The following is a 17,987-nucleotide window of genomic DNA, read 5'->3' on the forward strand; positions in this document are numbered from 1 at the left end:
AATAAAAAAGGCACTTTCATATCCTCAACCAAATTTTTGGTTCAAGTATACGAAAGGCCTTAAAATAATAGTATTAATTATTAATCAAAATAAAAGTTCTTGTACCTCGATATTATAGTCATTCTTAATTGAATGATATTATTCTTGTTCATCTAAAAATGAAACTTTAAATAGCGAGCCCTCACCAATATTGCTTTCGACATTAATCGTTCCATGGTGTGCCTCTACTATATGTTTTGTTATAGATAAACCTAAACCTGTACCACCTGAATCTCTACTTCTTGCTTTATCCACCCGATAAAATCTTTCAAAAATATGCTTTTGATCACTTTTATCTATTCCAATACCAAAGTCTTGTATTTCTAAATTTACTTCATGTCCTTCTCTATACACTCTTACAATAACCTCATTATTCTCAAGTGAATAATTAATTGCATTTGATAGTAAATTAGTAATGACTTGTGCAATTTTGTTTTCATGTGCTTCTATAATGACATCTTTTTCTATTTCGGATACTATTTTAATATTTTTATATCTTGCCTGGTTTTGTAAATTATCAATAGTTGTGTAAGCAAGCTCTGATAAATTCATAAATGCTGTTTCTATCTCTGTTTGTTGTTCGATATGTGATAAATCCAATAAATCCATAACGAGAGACTCAATACGATTAGATTCTTTTAAAATAATATTTAAGAACATATCAAGTGATTCTTCATCATTTTTCGCACCTTCGATGAGTGTTTCAGCGAAGCCTTTAATAGATGTAATAGGTGTTTTAAGCTCATGAGATACATTTGCAACAAACTCCCGACGCAAGTTTTCCAATTTTTTCAAATTTGTAATGTCATGCATTACTACAACCATACCTTGTAACTTTTTCTTAGATTTACTTAGTATTGGAACACATGACAAATCGAAATATTTATGATGAACATTATTTAATAAAATTTCTATCTGATCATATAATGGCTTTTCAGTTTTAAAACTTTCTAGAATTAATTGTTGAATTTTAGGATCTAAATATGATGTATAGTTTTTATTTTCAACCTTACCGTTTGGTCTAAACAACTCATAGTATGCATGATTGGCCACCACAATTTCACCATGTTTGTCAATCATTAATACTGAACTTGGTATATTTTCTAATGTTGTTTTTAATCGATTTGATTGCATTTTTTGTTTATTATTAAGCTTTTGTAAACGTCTTGCAAGATCGTTAGTTGTGACAAATAGCGCTTTTGTCTCCTTAACATTGCTTTCAGGTACTCTAACATGATAGTATCCATCTGCAATTAACGAGGTAGCATAAGTCACTTCATTAATCGGTCTAATATATGTACGATTGATACTTCTAACAGCTAAATAAATCGCTAAAAGAACAATAATTCCTATTAAAGACAAATACTTCCACATACTTTTTTGTAATTCAAGAATCTCAGTATTCATCCCACTTATGTATATCGTTTTGTCATTGACAGTTGTTTTAAATGTGTATCTAACCTGACCATTTTCTCTTTTATAAATGATATTTGATGGATTAGCTTCATTATCAATGTTATCATTTATTTTATTTTGGTTACCAGTTTGGTATATCACTTTACCATTTTCAGAAATTCTAACAATTAAATTTTGATTAGCTGAAATATTTTTAATTTCATTATTCTCATTTTGCTTGTTTAATTTCAAAAAATTTTCAGATACATGTTTGAGTTCCCTAACCTGAGCTGTTGATAATATTTGATAAATTGTATGATGAATAATGACGCCTAAACCAATAAAACTGATTATAGTAATTGTGCTTAATAGCAATAATAATCTATGATGAAATTTAAGCATTAAGCTTTAGGTCTCTCTAATTTATAACCGAGTCCACGAACAGTTTTAATTAATTTAGGTTGTTTCGGATTCTCTTCGAGTTTGTCTCTTAAATGACTTATATGAACATCAACAATTCGAGAATCGCCTGCGAATTCATAATTCCATACTGAATTTAACATGTGCTCTCGAGTGATTACTCGCCCTTGTCTTTCTATTAGATACAACAATAGTTCAAATTCTTTAGGAGTGAGTTCTAATAATTCATCATCTTTATATACCTCAAAGAATTCAGGTCTGATTCTAATATTTTCAATCAATATATCCTCATCATCAACATCTTCTTTTTCAATTTCACTAGCAAATTTCGATCTTCTCAAGATAGCTTTAACTCTCGCCACTACTTCTCTAGGAGAAAAAGGTTTTGTCATATAATCATCGGCACCTAATTCTAATCCTAATACACGATCAAACTCATCATCTTTTGCAGTTAACATTAAAATAGGTACTAAATTTTTATCAGAACGTATTGTTTTACATACTTCAATACCATCTTTCTTAGGTAACATTACATCTAAAACGACAAGTTCTGGTTGAATTTCATTCACCTTTTCCAAAGCCTCTTCACCATCGTAAGCTACCTCAACGATGTAACCAGCCGTTTCAAGATTATATTTAAGTAAAGTTACAATTGATTGCTCATCGTCAACCACTAATACTTTTTGTGACATAATGTGCCTCCCTGAATTAATATAACATTTCAATTTCATTATAACGGAAGTTAAAACAAAAATAACATACAACATATTAAATTTACATAATCTTAACAATCATATGATTATTTTCCAAATATTGAGTATTTATTTATTTATTTTTAAAAAATTATTAACAAATTATAGTTATTTGCTTTACTTCATAATAAAAAAGCGGAACAGAATTTAATTTAAATTCACTGTTCCACTTTTATTAAAAATTGTTAAGATTGAGAATCCCTTAAAACTTGCGCTATTGTGTTAACTACTACATTAGTGCCATGCATCATCAATCTATTAATTTTTTAAAGTTTTAAATTATTAATGTGTAAATAAATTACTTTAAGTTTTTAATTAACTCATCAGCGAATTCTGAAGTTGATACTTCAGTAGCACCATCCATTAAACGAGCAAAATCATAAGTTACAACTTTAGAAGCAATAGTAGCTTCAATTGCATCAGTAATCTTATCAGCGGCTTCTTGCCAACCTAAATGTTCTAACATTAGAACTGAACTTAATAATTCAGAAGATGGGTTAACTTTGTTTAAACCAGCATACTTAGGTGCAGTACCATGTGTTGCTTCGAAAATAGCGTGTCCTGACTCATAGTTAATGTTTGCACCAGGTGCAATTCCAATTCCGCCCACTTGAGCTGCTAAAGCATCCGAAATATAGTCACCATTTAAATTCATTGTAGCAACTACATCATGTTCTGCTGGACGAGTTAAAATTTGTTGTAAGAAAATGTCAGCGATAGAATCTTTAATAATGATCTTTCCATCTTGTTCAGCTTTTTCTTGAGCTTGATTTGCTGCATCTTTACCATCTTTTTCAACAATTTCATCGTATTGTTGCCAAGTAAATACCTTATCAGCAAATTCATTATGAGCTACATCATAGCCCCATTGCTTAAATGCGCCTTCGGTGAATTTCATAATATTACCTTTATGAACAAGCGTAACAGTTTTACGGTTATTATCGATTGCATACTGAATTGCAGCTCTAACTAAACGTTCAGTACCTTCTTTAGAAACTGGTTTCACACCAATACCTGAAGTTTCTGGGAAGCGAATGTTAGTAGCACCCATTTCATTTTGTAAGAAATCAATGATTTTTTTAACTTCATCAGTACCTTCTTTAAATTCGATACCTGCATAAATATCTTCAGTATTTTCACGGAAGATAACCATATCAACATCTTGTGGACGTTTAACTGGTGAAGGAACACCTTTGAACCAACGAACTGGACGTAAGCATGTAAATAGGTCTAATTCTTGACGTAATGCAACATTTAATGAACGAATACCACCACCAATTGGTGTAGTTAAAGGTCCCTTAATAGCGATTAAATATTCTTTAATCGTATCAAGCGTTTCTTGAGGTAACCATTCACCAGTTTTATCAAAAGCTTTTTGACCTGCTAATACTTCTTTCCATTCAATACGTTTTTCGCCGTTATATGCTTTTTCAACAGCCGCATCAATAACGCGACTCGCTGCTTTCCAAATATCTGGGCCAATACCATCACCAATAATAAAAGGAATAATTGGTTCATTAGGTACATTTAATCCATCGTTAATTCTAGTAATTTTTTCAGTTGACATAATTTTACCTCCAAATATTGTGAAATCTATTAAAGTTTATAATTTATCTTTCTTCAATTGGTAAATACTTACGATTTGTTTCACCGACGTAATTAGCTCTAGGACGCATTATTCTATTATCACGATATTGTTCTAGAATATGTGCTGTCCAACCAGATGTACGACTTACCGCGAAAATTGGCGTGAATAAATCGTGTGGAATATCCATACTATGATATACAGTAGCACTAAAGAAATCGACATTAGGAATAAGTCCTTTTTCTTTTTTCATACGTTTCTCAATAGCTATTGAAATATCATATAATTCACTTCTACCAGTTTCAGAAGTGATTTTTCGGCTCATCTCACGTAAATATTTGGCTCTTGGATCTCCGTCTTTGTATACTCTATGACCGAATCCCATGATTTTTTCTTTATTTTTGAATTTTTCATCTAAATAAGCATCAACCTCATCAACTGATTTAACATCAGCAAGCATGCTCATTACTTGTTCATTTGCTCCACCATGTAAAGGTCCCTTTAATGAACCTACTGCAGCTACAATACCAGAGTACATATCAGATAAAGACGATACGGCACAACGTGCAGTAAATGCAGAAGCATTAAGTTCATGGTCAGCATGTAACACTAATGCTTTATTAAATGCTTCAGCTTCAGTATCTGTTGGTAATTCTCCTCTTAACATATATAAGAAGTTAGCTGCATAACTTAAATCAGGATTAGGTTTAACAGGTTCTTTACATTCACGAACACGCGCAAATGCTGTAACTAAAGATGCAATTTTCGCTTGAATACGTATTGCTCTTTCTTTTCTATTTTCTTCTGTTTCATTTTCAGCATCAGGATCAAAATGAGCAATATATGATACAGATGTACGTAGTGCCGTCATAGGGTGCACATTATCAGTTGCGTATTCTTCAAAATGCTTATAAACTCTTGGGTTTAAAGTCATATAATGATTAAATTTTTCTCTTAATGCATCTAATTCATCTTGAGTAGGCAATCTATAATTCCATAATAAAAACACTATTTCTTCGAACAATGCATTTTCTGCTAAATCATCAATATCGTATCCCGCATACGTTAATTGACTATCAATAATTGAACTGATTTTAGTTTCAGCTGCAATTACCCCTTCTAAACCTTTTTGTAATTCTGCCATAAGTAATTCCCCTTTTCTTATACATAATGTAATGGCTTTCAAATACTATTATAGCCAATGTGATAACTTTTGTGAACGATTATATATCGTTCAATAAATGCTATTTAACTTTAAATTTTTAAACTTATCTTTACTTAAACGCCCAATAAACGCCATTATATAAGCTTTCATTCCAATTTAAATTATGTAATTAATGAGAAAATATTGAAAATTTCAATTTAATTATCAAGCTTGATTACAATTATTTAATCTAAATTTAGAGGGATTTTTAGAAAAAATTCGAAAAATAATTGTCGAATTGAATTTATAAGTGCATAATAATATTAATTAAATGTAAGGGAGTTGTCTTATGGCTGAAGAAAAATTACAAAGAGGATTGAGTAATCGTCATGTGCAATTGATTGCTATTGGTGGCGCTATAGGTACCGGATTATTCTTGGGAGCAGGTCAAACAATAGCAATGACTGGTCCATCTATTCTATTAACTTATATTATTATAGGTTTCATGTTGTTCATGTTTATGAGAGGCTTAGGTGAGATTATAATTCAAAATACTCGCTTCAAATCTTTCGCCGATGTGACAAATGAATACATAGGACCGTTTGCTGGTTTTGTAACTGGTTGGACTTATTGGTTGTGCTGGATTATAACAGGTATGGCTGAAGTAACTGCTGTTGCTAAATATGTTAGTTTCTGGTTCCCTGCAATTCCAAACTGGATTAGTGCACTATTCTGTGTGCTTATATTAATGCTATTTAATTTGCTTAGTGCTAAATTATTTGGTGAATTAGAATTCTGGTTCGCTATTATTAAAATTATAACTATCATCGCTTTAATCGTTGTAGGTTTAGTCATGATTTTAATGGCATATAAAACACAATTTGGACATGCGAGTTTTACAAATTTATATAAACATGGCATCTTTACTCACGGAGCATCTGGGTTCTTTATGTCATTCCAAATGGCATTGTTCTCATTTGTTGGTATTGAAATGATTGGTGTAACTGCAGGAGAAACTAAAGATCCTCAGAAAACAATTCCAAAAGCTATCAATGCTGTACCGTTAAGAATTTTAGTATTCTACGTTGGTGCATTAGCGGTAATTATGTCTATTATTCCTTGGGATAAAGTTGACCCTAGTGAAAGTCCATTTGTTAGATTATTCTCATTAATTGGTATTCCTTTCGCTGCTGGATTGATCAACTTTGTAGTATTAACTGCTGCAGCATCATCTTGTAATAGTGGTATATTCTCAAACAGTCGTATGTTATTTGGTTTATCAGAACAAGATCAAGCACCACCTATCTTTAGAAGTACTAATAAAAATGGTGTTCCTCATTTTGCTATTATTGGTTCATCTGCATTATTATTAGTAACAGCATTATTAAACTACATCTTCCCGGATGCTACGTTAGTGTTTACTTATGTAACAACAATTTCGACTGTATTATTTATTATCGTATGGGCATTAATTATTATTGCTTATATTAATTATCACAGAAAAAATCCTGAGCTACATAAAACTGTATCTTATAAACTTCCTGGTGGTAAATATATGGGTTACGCAATATTAGTATTCTTCTTCTTAGTATTTTGTTTATTATTTGTAAATGAAACAACTAGAAATGCTATTTTCTTAACTCCAATATGGTTTATATTACTAGGTTTAATGTATTTGAGATATAGACAAGTTGCTAAGAATAATAAATAATTTAAAATTCTTAAATGATTATAATAGCCAGTAAATGAATTAACATAAAAATTCATTTACTGGCTTGTTTTTATAATAAACCTATTATCTAATAACTATATCTAATGTTTTAGAAAATTAATTTATATCTTCTTCAATTTTAGACTCAAATTCATCTAATAAATCGCGTGCTTCATCAACCGATTCTGTACTCATTAATTGATGACGTAATTGACTAGCTCCTTTAATCCCCTTCACATAAATCTTAAAAAATCTTCTTAAACTTTTGTATTGTTGACTTTCATCATTTGAATATTTCTCAAACAATGATAAATGCAATCTAAACAAATTCAATAGTTCTTTACTAGTATGTTCACGGGGTTCTTTTTCAAAAGCAAACGGATTATTAAAGATCCCTCTACCTATCATCACACCGTCAACACCATATTTCATGGCAAGTTCAAGTCCAGTTTGTCTATCTGGAATATCTCCATTAATCGTTAGTAATGTATTAGGTGCGATATCATCTCTTAATTGTTTAATTGCTGCGATTAATTCCCAATGCGCATCTACTTTACTCATCTCTTTGCGTGTTCGAAGATGTATAGATAAATTTGCGATATCTTGTTTAAAAACGTGTTTTAACCAATCTTTCCACTCTTCAATATCATAATAACCTAAACGGGTTTTGACACTAACAGGTAATCCACCAGCTTTAGTAGCTTGAATAATCTCAGCAGCTGTTTCAGGTCTCAATATTAAACCAGAACCTTTACCTTTCTTTGCGACATTAGCTACTGGACATCCCATATTTAAATCTATACCTTTAAAACCCATTTCAGCTAAACCAAAACTCATTTCTCTAAACTGTTCGGGTTTATCGCCCCATATATGTGCTACCATAGGCTGTTCATCTTCACTGAATGTCAATCTTCCACGAACGCTATGAATACCTTCCGGATGGCAATAACTCTCAGTGTTTGTAAATTCAGTGAAAAAAACATCAGGTCTAGCAGCCTCACTTACAACATGTCGAAAAACGGTATCAGTAACGTCCTCCATAGGTGCTAAAATAAAAAAAGGACGTGGTAATTCACTCCAAAAATTTTCTTTCATAATAATTAAACCTTCTTATAATAGTATATCTCAATTAATCCATGTTATATTACCACAAATTATAACCTTATTCAAAATGAAATTTTATAACTCAATTAACTTTCCTATTTGAAATTCTCATTTAATGAATTTCTTTCTAGTGAAATGAAAAAACTGAGAAAAACTCTTCACGAGCTTATTCCCAGTTTAATCAACTATTGCGAATTTGCAATATCGCTTTGAAATATTATCTGTTCTGGCTCTCTTATCTTATTAAGTTAGCCATCATTTATAATAATGAATTAAAGTACGTTAGCATACCCTTCAAATATTTTACCTTGAGCAGCATCTACTGTTACTAAAATACCATCTTTTAATTCTTTAGTAGCATTTTCAACACCTATAATTGTTGGAATACCTTTTTCAAGTCCAATAATCGCACTTGGTGACGTGATACCATTTTCTTCTGTAATTAATCCAACTGCTTGCTCAATATAAGGCACTAATGTCTCATCTACAGAATTAGTAACAATAACTGATTCACTTAAATCTACGCCTTCTAAATCACTAGCACTGTTAGCAACTACAGTTTTACCAACTACTGATCCACGACCGACACCTTGTCCTTTTGCAATTTCATCTCCAACTAAATGTAATTTCATCATATTAGTTGTACCTTTTTCACCAGTAGGTACACCGGCAGTAATAATAATTAAATCACCATTTGTAACTCTTCCAGTTTCTACTGCTGTAGCAACTGCATTATTTAATAGGTCATCAGTAGTTTTACGACCTTTTTTAATTACAGGATATGCACCCCAAACTAAAGCAAGTTGACGTGCAGTGTGCTCGCTAGGGGTAACCGCAATGATATCAGAATGTGGACGATATTTAGAAATAGTTACTGCAGTTGAACCACTTTCAGTTGCTGCAACAATAGCTTTAACTTTTAAATTTAAAGCAGTATGTGCAACTGAAACACCAATAGCATTCACTAATGAAGTTTCTACTAGTTTAGTACGGTCTGATAATAATTTTTTATAATCTTGTGCCGCTTCAGCAGAAATCGCAATATTTCTCATTGTTTTAACAGCCTCTTCTGGATATAAACCAGCAGCAGTTTCACCAGAAAGCATAACTGCGTCAGTACCATCATAAATTGCGTTAGCAACGTCACTAGCTTCCGCTCTTGTCGCACGAGGATTTCGTTGCATTGAATCTAACATTTGAGTAGCTGTGATAACTGGTTTACCTAGTTTATTACATTTTCTGATTAAATCTTTTTGTACAATTGGTACAGATTCTGGTGGAATTTCAACACCCATGTCACCACGAGCTACCATTAAACCATCAGACACTTCTAATATTTCTTCTATATTATCAATACCTTCTTGGTTTTCAATTTTAGGGAAAATAGTGATATTATGATTATTTTCTCTTTCAAGAATTTCACGAATATCTAAGACATCACTTGGACGTCGTACAAAGCTTGCTGCGATATAATCAACATCTTCTTTGATACCAAATAAGATATCATCAGCATCTTTATCAGTAATACCTGGTAAATTAACTTTTACACCTGGTAAATTTACGCCTTTTTTATTTTTTAATTCACCAGTATTTAAGATATCACATTTAACTTCGCCTTTTGTTTTATCGATGTCTTTTACTTGTAGTTCAACTAAACCATCATCAAGTAAAATGTAAGAACCTACTTGAACATCGTTGATTAAATCTTCATAAGTTACTGAGAATTTTTCAGGTGTACCTTCAACTTGAGACATACTAACAATAACTTCTTTGCCTTTTTCAAGCATAATTAAGCCATCTTTCATGTCATGAGTACGAATTTCAGGTCCTTTAGTATCTAATAGGATACCAATTGTTTTACCTAATTTATCAGCTACTTTACGAACCGTATCAATACGTGCTTTATGCTCTTCATGACTACCATGAGAGAAATTCAAACGCGCTACGTTCATACCAGCTTTCATTAATTTTTCTAACATTTCCTCAGACTCTGATGCAGGTCCAATTGTACATACAATTTTAGTCTTTCTCATTTTAAAAAGCCTCCTAAATTAAATAGATAACTCTTTCGCTAATTCATAAATATCAGTATTGAATTTATGGTCGTTACCATTGAAAATTTCATCAAATGGTGTGGCAGTCAATTTGTTATTCATAATACCTACTCCATGTCCAGAATGACCTTGTATTAATAAATCAACGGCGTAACCACCTAAGCGTGAAGCTAATACTCTGTCAGTACCTGATGGGCTACCACCACGTTGGATATGGCCCAGTACAGACACACGTGCATCAACATTAATATATTTCATTAATTGATCCGCGCATTCTTGGCCACTCATACTGCCCTCAGCTACCATGACGATTGAGTGTTTTTTACCTCGTTTGATACCTTTTTCTATTTTTGCGGCAATATCTTTAATATCTGTATTGACTTCAGGAACTAATATTGTTTCAGCACCGACTGATAAGCCAGCCCATAATGCTAAATCACCACAATCACGTCCCATAACTTCTACAATAAAGGTTCTAGCATGACTTGAAGCAGTGTCTCTAATCTTGTCTACACTATCAATAATTGTGTTCAACGCTGTGTCAAACCCAATAGTGAAATCAGTACCATTAATATCATTATCAATAGTACCTGGAATTCCTATTGTTTTAATATCTTTCGTCTCTTCACTAATACGTTGGGCACCTCGGTAACTACCATCTCCCCCAACTACTACTAGTCCCTCAATACCACGTTTGTGTAAATTCTCTATACCTTTTTGTCTTACACTCGCCTCTTTGAATTGTGGACATCTTGCAGAGTAAAGGAAAGTTCCTCCACGTTGAATTGTATCCCCTACTGAACCCAATTCAAGTTTATGAATATTGTCATCAAGTAATCCTTGATAACCTTGATAAATTCCATAAACTTCAATGTTGTTATAAATCGCCTTACGCACAACTGCTCTAACAGCAGCATTCATTCCTGGTGAATCTCCACCACTAGTTAAAACCGCAATTTTCTTCATGACGACATTCCCTTTCCTAACTATATTTCTCTTTAATAATAAATTACCACAATTTTTTTTAGTGTTCCATCAATATAGATGCACAAAATACATGTAAACGTTTTATAAACAATTTTTCCTTTCGAAATAAAAAAAGGGTGAACAATATTCACCAAGAATCAATTGTTTCACCCTTATAAGGAAAACTACAGCTAGGAAAATATAATGAAGGTTCCTTCACAACTTAATTTGCAACTGTGTTTTTCAAAGTAATTTTAAATATTAATTTGTATGTGTACCAGCCCAGCTATTTTTCAATAAAAGCACCGATATTTCTAAACTTATTAAATCTATCTTCAACTAATTCATCAGCACTTTGTTGTTGAAGTTGTTCTAAATGATTTACGAATGCTTGTTTAATATCAATAGCTTGTTGTTCTATATTATTGTGTGCACCACCTAAAGGTTCGTCAATAACACTATCAATAACGTTTAAATGATGTAAATCTTTTGCAGTAATTTTCATAGTTTCGGCAGCCATTTTTGCTAATGAGCTATCTTTCCATAACAGTGCCGCTGCTCCCTCTGGGGAAATGACAGAATACGTACTGTTTTCAAGCATCATAATTCGATTGGCTATACCAATTCCTAGTGCACCACCACTACCACCTTCGCCGATAACGATAGCTATCACTGGCACTGTTAGAGATGCCATCTCAACTAAGCTTCTAGCAATAGATTCACTTTGTCCGCGTTCTTCAGCAGCTTTACCTGGATAAGCACCTTTAGTATCAATGAAAGTAAAAATAGGTCTATTAAATTTCTCAGCTTGTTTCATTAATCTCAATGCTTTACGATAACCTTCAGGATGCGCCATACCAAAGTTTCGATATATATTATCCTTAGTATCTTTACCTCTTTGTTGGCCTATAACTGTAACAGGGGTACCGTTTAAATACCCAATTCCACCAATCATTGCAGTGTCATCTCTAAAATTACGATCTCCATGTAATTCAATAAATGAATCGAAGATATATGGAATATAGTCTAATGTCGTAGGTCGTTCTTGGAGACGAGCAATTTGCACTCTATCCCAAGGCTTAAGATTGGTATATATTTTTTTGGTTTCCCTTTCAAGTGATGCTTCAAGTAAATCAATTTCATCTTGTAAATCTACATCATTTTTTTCTTGAGATTGCTTAAGAGATTCAATTTTATTTTTTATTTCAAAAAGTGGTTTTTCAAAATCAAGCATCTTTATTCACCTCTTGGTGCAATTTTAATAATTGAGCAAGTGTTTCTTTCATCTCTTTACGGTGAACAACTTTATCAAGTTGACCATGCTCAAGAAGAAACTCTGCAGTTTGGAAATCATCTGGAAGTTTCTCATTAATAGTTTGCTCAATAACACGTCGACCAGCAAATCCAATTAAGGCTTTAGGTTCACTTAAATTGATATCCCCAACAGATGCAAAACTAGCAGAAACACCACCAGTTGTTGGATGGGTAAGATAAGAAATATATAATAATCCGGCATCTGAGTGACGTTTCAGTGAAACACTCGTTTTACCCATTTGCATCAATGAAATAATACCCTCTTGCATCCTAGCACCACCACTTGCAGAAAATAATATGAATGGTAGTCTATGTTCTGTTGCATAATCAATAATTCGACATATTTTCTCGCCAACAACTGAACCCATACTTCCCATTCTAAATCTAGCATCCATAACAGCTACACCAAATTGAACACCATCTAGTTTGGCAGTACCGGTTACAACCGCTTCGCTTAAATCAGTTTTTTGTTGGTCTTTTTCAATTTTTTCTTGATATCCAGGAAAGTCTAAAGGATTTGCTGATGTCATTCCTTTATCAAATTCAACAAAACTACTTTCATCAGTGATTGCTTCAATTCTCTTATATGCAGGTAATGCAATATGGTGATCACAATTAAAACATACATTTAAATTCTCATTTAATTCTTTTGTATACATTATTTTTTTGCATTTTGGACATTTAGTCATAATACCTGCTGGTACTTCATTTTGTTTTGAATCTTGAACTGTTAAATATTTTCGTTTTTTACTACTACGATTAAAAAAGTCTTTAAACATTCGTAAACCTCCACCTAATCATACAACCTTAATTTACTACATCTCAATTTAATATATAATCGAACATATAATATGAGTTAGAAATAATACATGTCTTTGTTTTTTATTAAAATTGTTGCAATTCTAGGTTATTTCAAGTCTGTTAATTGCATTGTTTTGTCATAAACTTTTTGAGGATGCACTTCAATTCTTGCCACGCCAGTTTCCATTGCTACTTTTGCAACTTCACGTGCAACTGAAGGAGCTACCCTTTTATCGAAAGGACCAGGAATACAATAATCAGGATTCAACTCATCTTCATCTATAAGATTAGCAATCGCTTCAACCGCCGCTTTCTTCATATCTTCATTTATATGTGTTGATTCAGTGTCTAATGCACCTCTAAAAATACCTGGGAACGCAAGTACATTATTAATTTGGTTCGGAAAATCTGAACGACCTGTTCCTACAACTTTAGCGCCTGCTTCTTTAGCATCATTGGGCTTGATTTCTGGATCTGGGTTAGCCATTGCAAAGATGATTGCATCATCCGCCATTGATTTAACCATGTCTTTTGATAGTAAGTTAGCAACTGAAACACCTATAAATACATCAGCATCTTTAATTACATCTTGTAATGAACCTTCAATTTTGTCTTTGTTTGTGAATTTAGCTACATAATCCTTAGTGTCATTCATACCATAAGGTCGACCTTCAAAAATAGCACCTCTTGAATCGCACATTATCATATTTCTGACACCGTAAGAATCTAATAATTTAACAATTGCAATACCTGCTGCCCCTGCACCATTTAACACAACTTTAATATCAGATAAATCTTTATCAACAATTCTTAGTGCATTGATTAAACCAGCCATAGTAACAATCGCTGTACCATGTTGATCATCATGGAAAACTGGAATATTAGTTTCTTTTTTAAGACGATCTTCTATTTCAAAACATCTTGGTGCTGAAATATCTTCTAGATTAATTCCTCCATAATTAGGTGAAATTAATTTAACTGTTCTAATAATTTCTTCTGTATCTTTAGTATCTAAAGCGATAGGTACACCGTTTATACCTGCAAAACTTTTAAAAAGAACAGCTTTACCTTCCATAACAGGAATACTAGCTGGGGCACCAATATTACCTAAACCTAAAACTGCAGTGCCATCAGTAACAACAGCCACAGTATTTCTTTTAATCGTGTAATCATATACAGTTCTTGGATCTTCATGTATTTCTTTACATGGTTCTGCTACGCCTGGTGAATAGGCTAAACTTAATTCTTCTTTATTAGTAACTTTGATATTAGGTGTAATTTCCAACTTACCTTGATTTTCTTTATGCATTTGTAATGCATCATCTCTTAAAGACATTAAATCAACCCCTGTTTATTTACTAAAATATCGAAAGTTCATCAGTATAATGAATATATATTCTCTGCATTTAAAATTTTTTAAGATAAAATAAACTGATGACTTTATTTTATAAATCATCAGTTTACTATATCATAATTTTTTTATACATAAAAGTTATAAAATTCTTATATCTTTTGGATCAAAAGCCTCAACAAAGGTTTTAATTTCATTCGATGTTTTATCCATACTACCTAAATAATCAAGTTCTCCAGTTTGTTCATTATATATATTCACTTTAATCATATGGTTGTTTTTATGATCACTAAGAATTTGTTTAATTTCATCTAAGTTATGAATGTTTCTTAAAATAATTTGAGATGCCCCATTCATTTTAGTTACTTCAAAATGTTCAACTGAATCCATTTGATTTAAAATGAGCTGCAATTGTTGTTTTCTCTTTTCAAATTTCCCCCAAACAATATACATTTCTCTCTCATTTAATTGAGTTTCATACCGTTTGAATTTATCTGGAAATAAAACTGCATCCATCGTATGTCGCCCATCATTTAGAACTAAAAATGCCATATTTTGACCATTCTTGGTCCTTATTTGTTTGATTTGATCTACTTGAACCAAAATAGGTTTGTCATTTACAACATTACTTAGTGTATAGATACCTAAATATTGCTTTTTATTAAATTGCTTTTCGACTGGATGATTAGAAACATAAAATCCCAAGTATTCCATTTCGTAACTACTAATCATTTGATCACTAAATTCATCTTTATCAGTGTAAGATTGTTTAGGTGTCAAAATATTCATTAATAAATCGTTTTGTTCTACATTTGATACTTCATCTAAAACTTGATCAATAGAACTTAATAAAGTTGAACGTGTTTTTCCAAAAGTATCAAAAGCGCCTACCAAAATTAATGATTCAAGTAATTTTCTAGTCTTTACGCGATTTGGTATTCGTCTAGTAAAATCAAAGAAATCTTTATACTTACCATTTTGATACCTTTCATCAACAATTGATTTAACGCTCTGATAACCAACACCTTTAATAGCACCTAAGGATAGATAAATATTTGATTTAGTTGCTCTATAATACCAATGGCTTTCATTAATATTAGGAGGCAAAATTTTCAATTTTTGATTTTTAGCTTCATCAATTATGGCCGCTGTTTTAGATTCATTACCAACGACATTACTTAAAATATTAGCATAAAAATAATTAGGATAGTGAACCTTCAAATATGCCATGATATATGCAATTTTTGAATAACTTACCGCATGTGCTCTAGGAAATCCATAATCAGCAAACTTTAGAATTAAATCAAATATTTGTTTACTTATCTTCTCATCATATTTATTTTTTATCGCACCTTCGACAAAATGTTGTCTTTCACTTTCTAAAACTGCTCTATTCTTTTTACTCATGGCACGACGTAGAATATCTGCTTGTCCATAATTAAAGCTAGCAAATTGACTAGCGATTTGCATAATTTGTTCTTGATAGATTATTACACCATACGTATTTTTAAGTATGGGTTCTAAATCAGGATGTACGTATTTAATTTCACTTTCGTTATGTCTTCGTGAAATATAAGTTGGAATTTCTTCCATAGGTCCTGGTCTATATAAAGACGTAACCGCAACGATATCTTCAAAATGTTCAGGCTGAAGTCGTTTTAATACTTTTCTTACACCTTCGGATTCAAGTTGGAAGATTCCAGTTGTATCTCCCCTAGATAATAACTTAAATACATCTACATCATTAAACGGTATCTCTTCAATCTCTATAGTAATATTTAAATCTTTTTTTACTTGAGTGATAATTTGATGTATGATAGATAAATTTCTTAACCCCAAAAAGTCAATCTTAAGTAGACCAATTCGCTCTGCTTCTGTCATCGTCCATTGCGTCAATAAACCAGTATCGCCCAATGTTAGTGGTGCATAATTATATAGAGGTTGATCGTTAATAATAATACCTGCTGCATGTGTTGAAGTATGTCTAGGTAAGCCTTCTAATTTCTTACTTAATTCAAACCACTTTTCATGTCGATGATTTCTATGTACAAATTGCTTAAATCGCTCATCCTCATATGCCTTATCTAAAGTTATGCCAAGTTGATGAGGTATTAACTTAGAAATCTCATTTAAAGTTTTATCATCAAATCCAATTATGCGACCAACATCTCTTGCAACGGCCCTAGCCAATAAATGTCCGAATGTGACAATACCCGAAACACGATGTTTCCCATATTTGTCTTGAACGTATTGAATGACTCTTTCCCTACGCGTGTCTTCAAAATCAATATCTATATCTGGCATTGTTACACGTTCAGGATTTAAAAAACGTTCAAATAATAGATTAAATCTAATTGGATCTATTGTAGTAATGCCGAGTAGGAAGCTAACTAATGAACCAGCTGAGGATCCCCGCCCAGGACCAACCATAACATCATGTGTTTTAGCGTAGTGAATTAAATCACTCACAATTAAAAAGTAGTCTTCAAAACCCATTTCAGTTATAACTCGATATTCATGTTCTAATCTTTTTGTATAGCGTTCATCATGATTTAATTTCATCTTCTTTAAACTTGATTGGAGTTGTGACCATAAATACTCTTTTGAGGAACTACCTGATGGTGCATCGAATTTAGGTAGTAAATTTTGATGATATTCTATGCTTGCACTACATAAATTAGCTAGTTCAAGCGTATTATTCCATACGTCTCTGTCTATATTTAATGTTTCTAATTCATTTTGATTAGGAAAATGTTCCCCAATATCTTCAGTATCATTAACCAAATCTATCTTAGTATTATTTTTAATTGCTTCAAGTGCTGGAATCGTCTCAACATCTTCTTGATTTAAGTATCGTGCATTTTCAAACCAAACCACTTTTATATTATTATAAAATGCTAAGTTGCTTGAATGATTTATAAATATATTTTGATGGTTTTGAAATTGTTCAACTATAGAATAATGAGATTGATTTGCTTGCTTAAATATGATTGCAATATTTGTTGAATACTTTTTTAACCACTCAACTGATATAACGTCTTTTTGCTTCATTTTAATTGCAGAAGAGAGTTGAAATAGTGATCTTAAGCCATCATTATTTATAGCTAAAACCACAGTCTCAATTGTATACAAACCATCCGTAACGTTAACTGTCATTCCAAAAATTGGTTTAATATTGGCTTTAATACAAGCATCATAAAATTTAGGGAAGCCATATAAGACATTAGTATCAGTAATCGCTAATGTATCATAATGATTATGTTGTGCTTTTTTAACTACATCATCGATTCTCAAACTAGAATTTAATAAATCATATGCTGTATGAAGATTTAAATGAGCAACCATGAATGA

12 protein-coding genes are annotated in these 17,987 nt (G+C 31.9%); 1 reads left to right on the top strand and 11 read right to left on the bottom strand.

Annotated elements, in window-relative coordinates; translation table 11 throughout:
• Positions 1 to 138: 138 nt before the first annotated feature.
• From pnpS to HMPREF3134_RS04935, 4 genes are all read right to left on the bottom strand, one after another.
• Positions 139 to 1,836, bottom strand: a complete 1,698-nt coding sequence (pnpS, locus tag HMPREF3134_RS04920) for a two-component system histidine kinase PnpS (RefSeq protein WP_070441157.1) — start codon at positions 1,834 to 1,836, stop codon at positions 139 to 141.
• Positions 1,836 to 2,546, bottom strand: a complete 711-nt coding sequence (locus HMPREF3134_RS04925) for a response regulator transcription factor (RefSeq protein WP_037536805.1) — start codon at positions 2,544 to 2,546, stop codon at positions 1,836 to 1,838. Before HMPREF3134_RS04925 ends, pnpS begins: the two co-directional genes overlap by 1 nt.
• A 358-nt stretch (positions 2,547 to 2,904) precedes the next feature.
• The gene (icd, locus tag HMPREF3134_RS04930) at positions 2,905 to 4,173 is read right to left on the bottom strand and encodes an NADP-dependent isocitrate dehydrogenase (protein WP_070441160.1); all 1,269 of its coding nucleotides are present in this window, start codon (positions 4,171 to 4,173) and stop codon (positions 2,905 to 2,907) included.
• Positions 4,174 to 4,216: 43 nt separating this feature from the next.
• Positions 4,217 to 5,335, bottom strand: coding sequence for a citrate synthase (locus tag HMPREF3134_RS04935; protein ID WP_070441163.1), 1,119 nt, complete (start codon positions 5,333 to 5,335; stop codon positions 4,217 to 4,219).
• A 349-nt stretch (positions 5,336 to 5,684) separates the two neighbouring features.
• On the opposite strand from HMPREF3134_RS04935, the gene HMPREF3134_RS04940 reads away from it, so the two are divergent.
• The gene (locus HMPREF3134_RS04940) at positions 5,685 to 7,046 is read left to right on the top strand and encodes an amino acid permease (RefSeq protein ID WP_037551028.1); all 1,362 of its coding nucleotides are present in this window, start codon (positions 5,685 to 5,687) and stop codon (positions 7,044 to 7,046) included.
• A 117-nt stretch (positions 7,047 to 7,163) separates the two neighbouring features.
• Here the strand turns inward: HMPREF3134_RS04940 and HMPREF3134_RS04945 are convergent, their stop codons facing one another.
• The 7 genes from HMPREF3134_RS04945 to HMPREF3134_RS04975 form a co-directional block, all read right to left on the bottom strand.
• Positions 7,164 to 8,141, bottom strand: coding sequence for a tRNA dihydrouridine synthase (locus HMPREF3134_RS04945; RefSeq protein ID WP_070441167.1), 978 nt, complete (start codon positions 8,139 to 8,141; stop codon positions 7,164 to 7,166).
• A gap of 281 nt (positions 8,142 to 8,422) precedes the next feature.
• Positions 8,423 to 10,183 carry a pyruvate kinase gene (pyk, locus tag HMPREF3134_RS04950; RefSeq protein ID WP_070441170.1) on the bottom strand — a complete coding sequence of 587 codons (1,761 nt, stop codon included), beginning with the start codon at positions 10,181 to 10,183 and terminating at the stop codon, positions 8,423 to 8,425.
• Between the two features lie 18 nt (positions 10,184 to 10,201).
• Complete coding sequence (pfkA, locus tag HMPREF3134_RS04955) at positions 10,202 to 11,170, bottom strand: 6-phosphofructokinase (protein ID WP_070441173.1); 969 nt, start codon at positions 11,168 to 11,170, stop codon at positions 10,202 to 10,204.
• A 286-nt stretch (positions 11,171 to 11,456) separates the two neighbouring features.
• Positions 11,457 to 12,404, bottom strand: coding sequence for an acetyl-CoA carboxylase carboxyltransferase subunit alpha (locus HMPREF3134_RS04960; protein ID WP_070441176.1), 948 nt, complete (start codon positions 12,402 to 12,404; stop codon positions 11,457 to 11,459).
• The gene (gene accD / locus HMPREF3134_RS04965; protein WP_070441179.1) at positions 12,397 to 13,263 is read right to left on the bottom strand and encodes an acetyl-CoA carboxylase, carboxyltransferase subunit beta; all 867 of its coding nucleotides are present in this window, start codon (positions 13,261 to 13,263) and stop codon (positions 12,397 to 12,399) included. Before accD ends, HMPREF3134_RS04960 begins: the two co-directional genes overlap by 8 nt.
• Before the next feature lie 128 nt (positions 13,264 to 13,391).
• The gene (locus HMPREF3134_RS04970; protein ID WP_070441182.1) at positions 13,392 to 14,621 is read right to left on the bottom strand and encodes an NADP-dependent malic enzyme; all 1,230 of its coding nucleotides are present in this window, start codon (positions 14,619 to 14,621) and stop codon (positions 13,392 to 13,394) included.
• Between the two features lie 156 nt (positions 14,622 to 14,777).
• On the bottom strand, positions 14,778 to 17,981 hold the full coding sequence (locus HMPREF3134_RS04975) for a DNA polymerase III subunit alpha (RefSeq protein ID WP_070441185.1): 3,204 nt from the start codon (positions 17,979 to 17,981) through the stop codon (positions 14,778 to 14,780).
• Positions 17,982 to 17,987 lie beyond the last annotated feature (6 nt).

Origin of the sequence: Staphylococcus sp. HMSC14D10 (assembly GCF_001808125.1) — a bacterium.
Classification (GTDB): Bacteria; Bacillota; Bacilli; order Staphylococcales; family Staphylococcaceae; genus Staphylococcus; species Staphylococcus haemolyticus.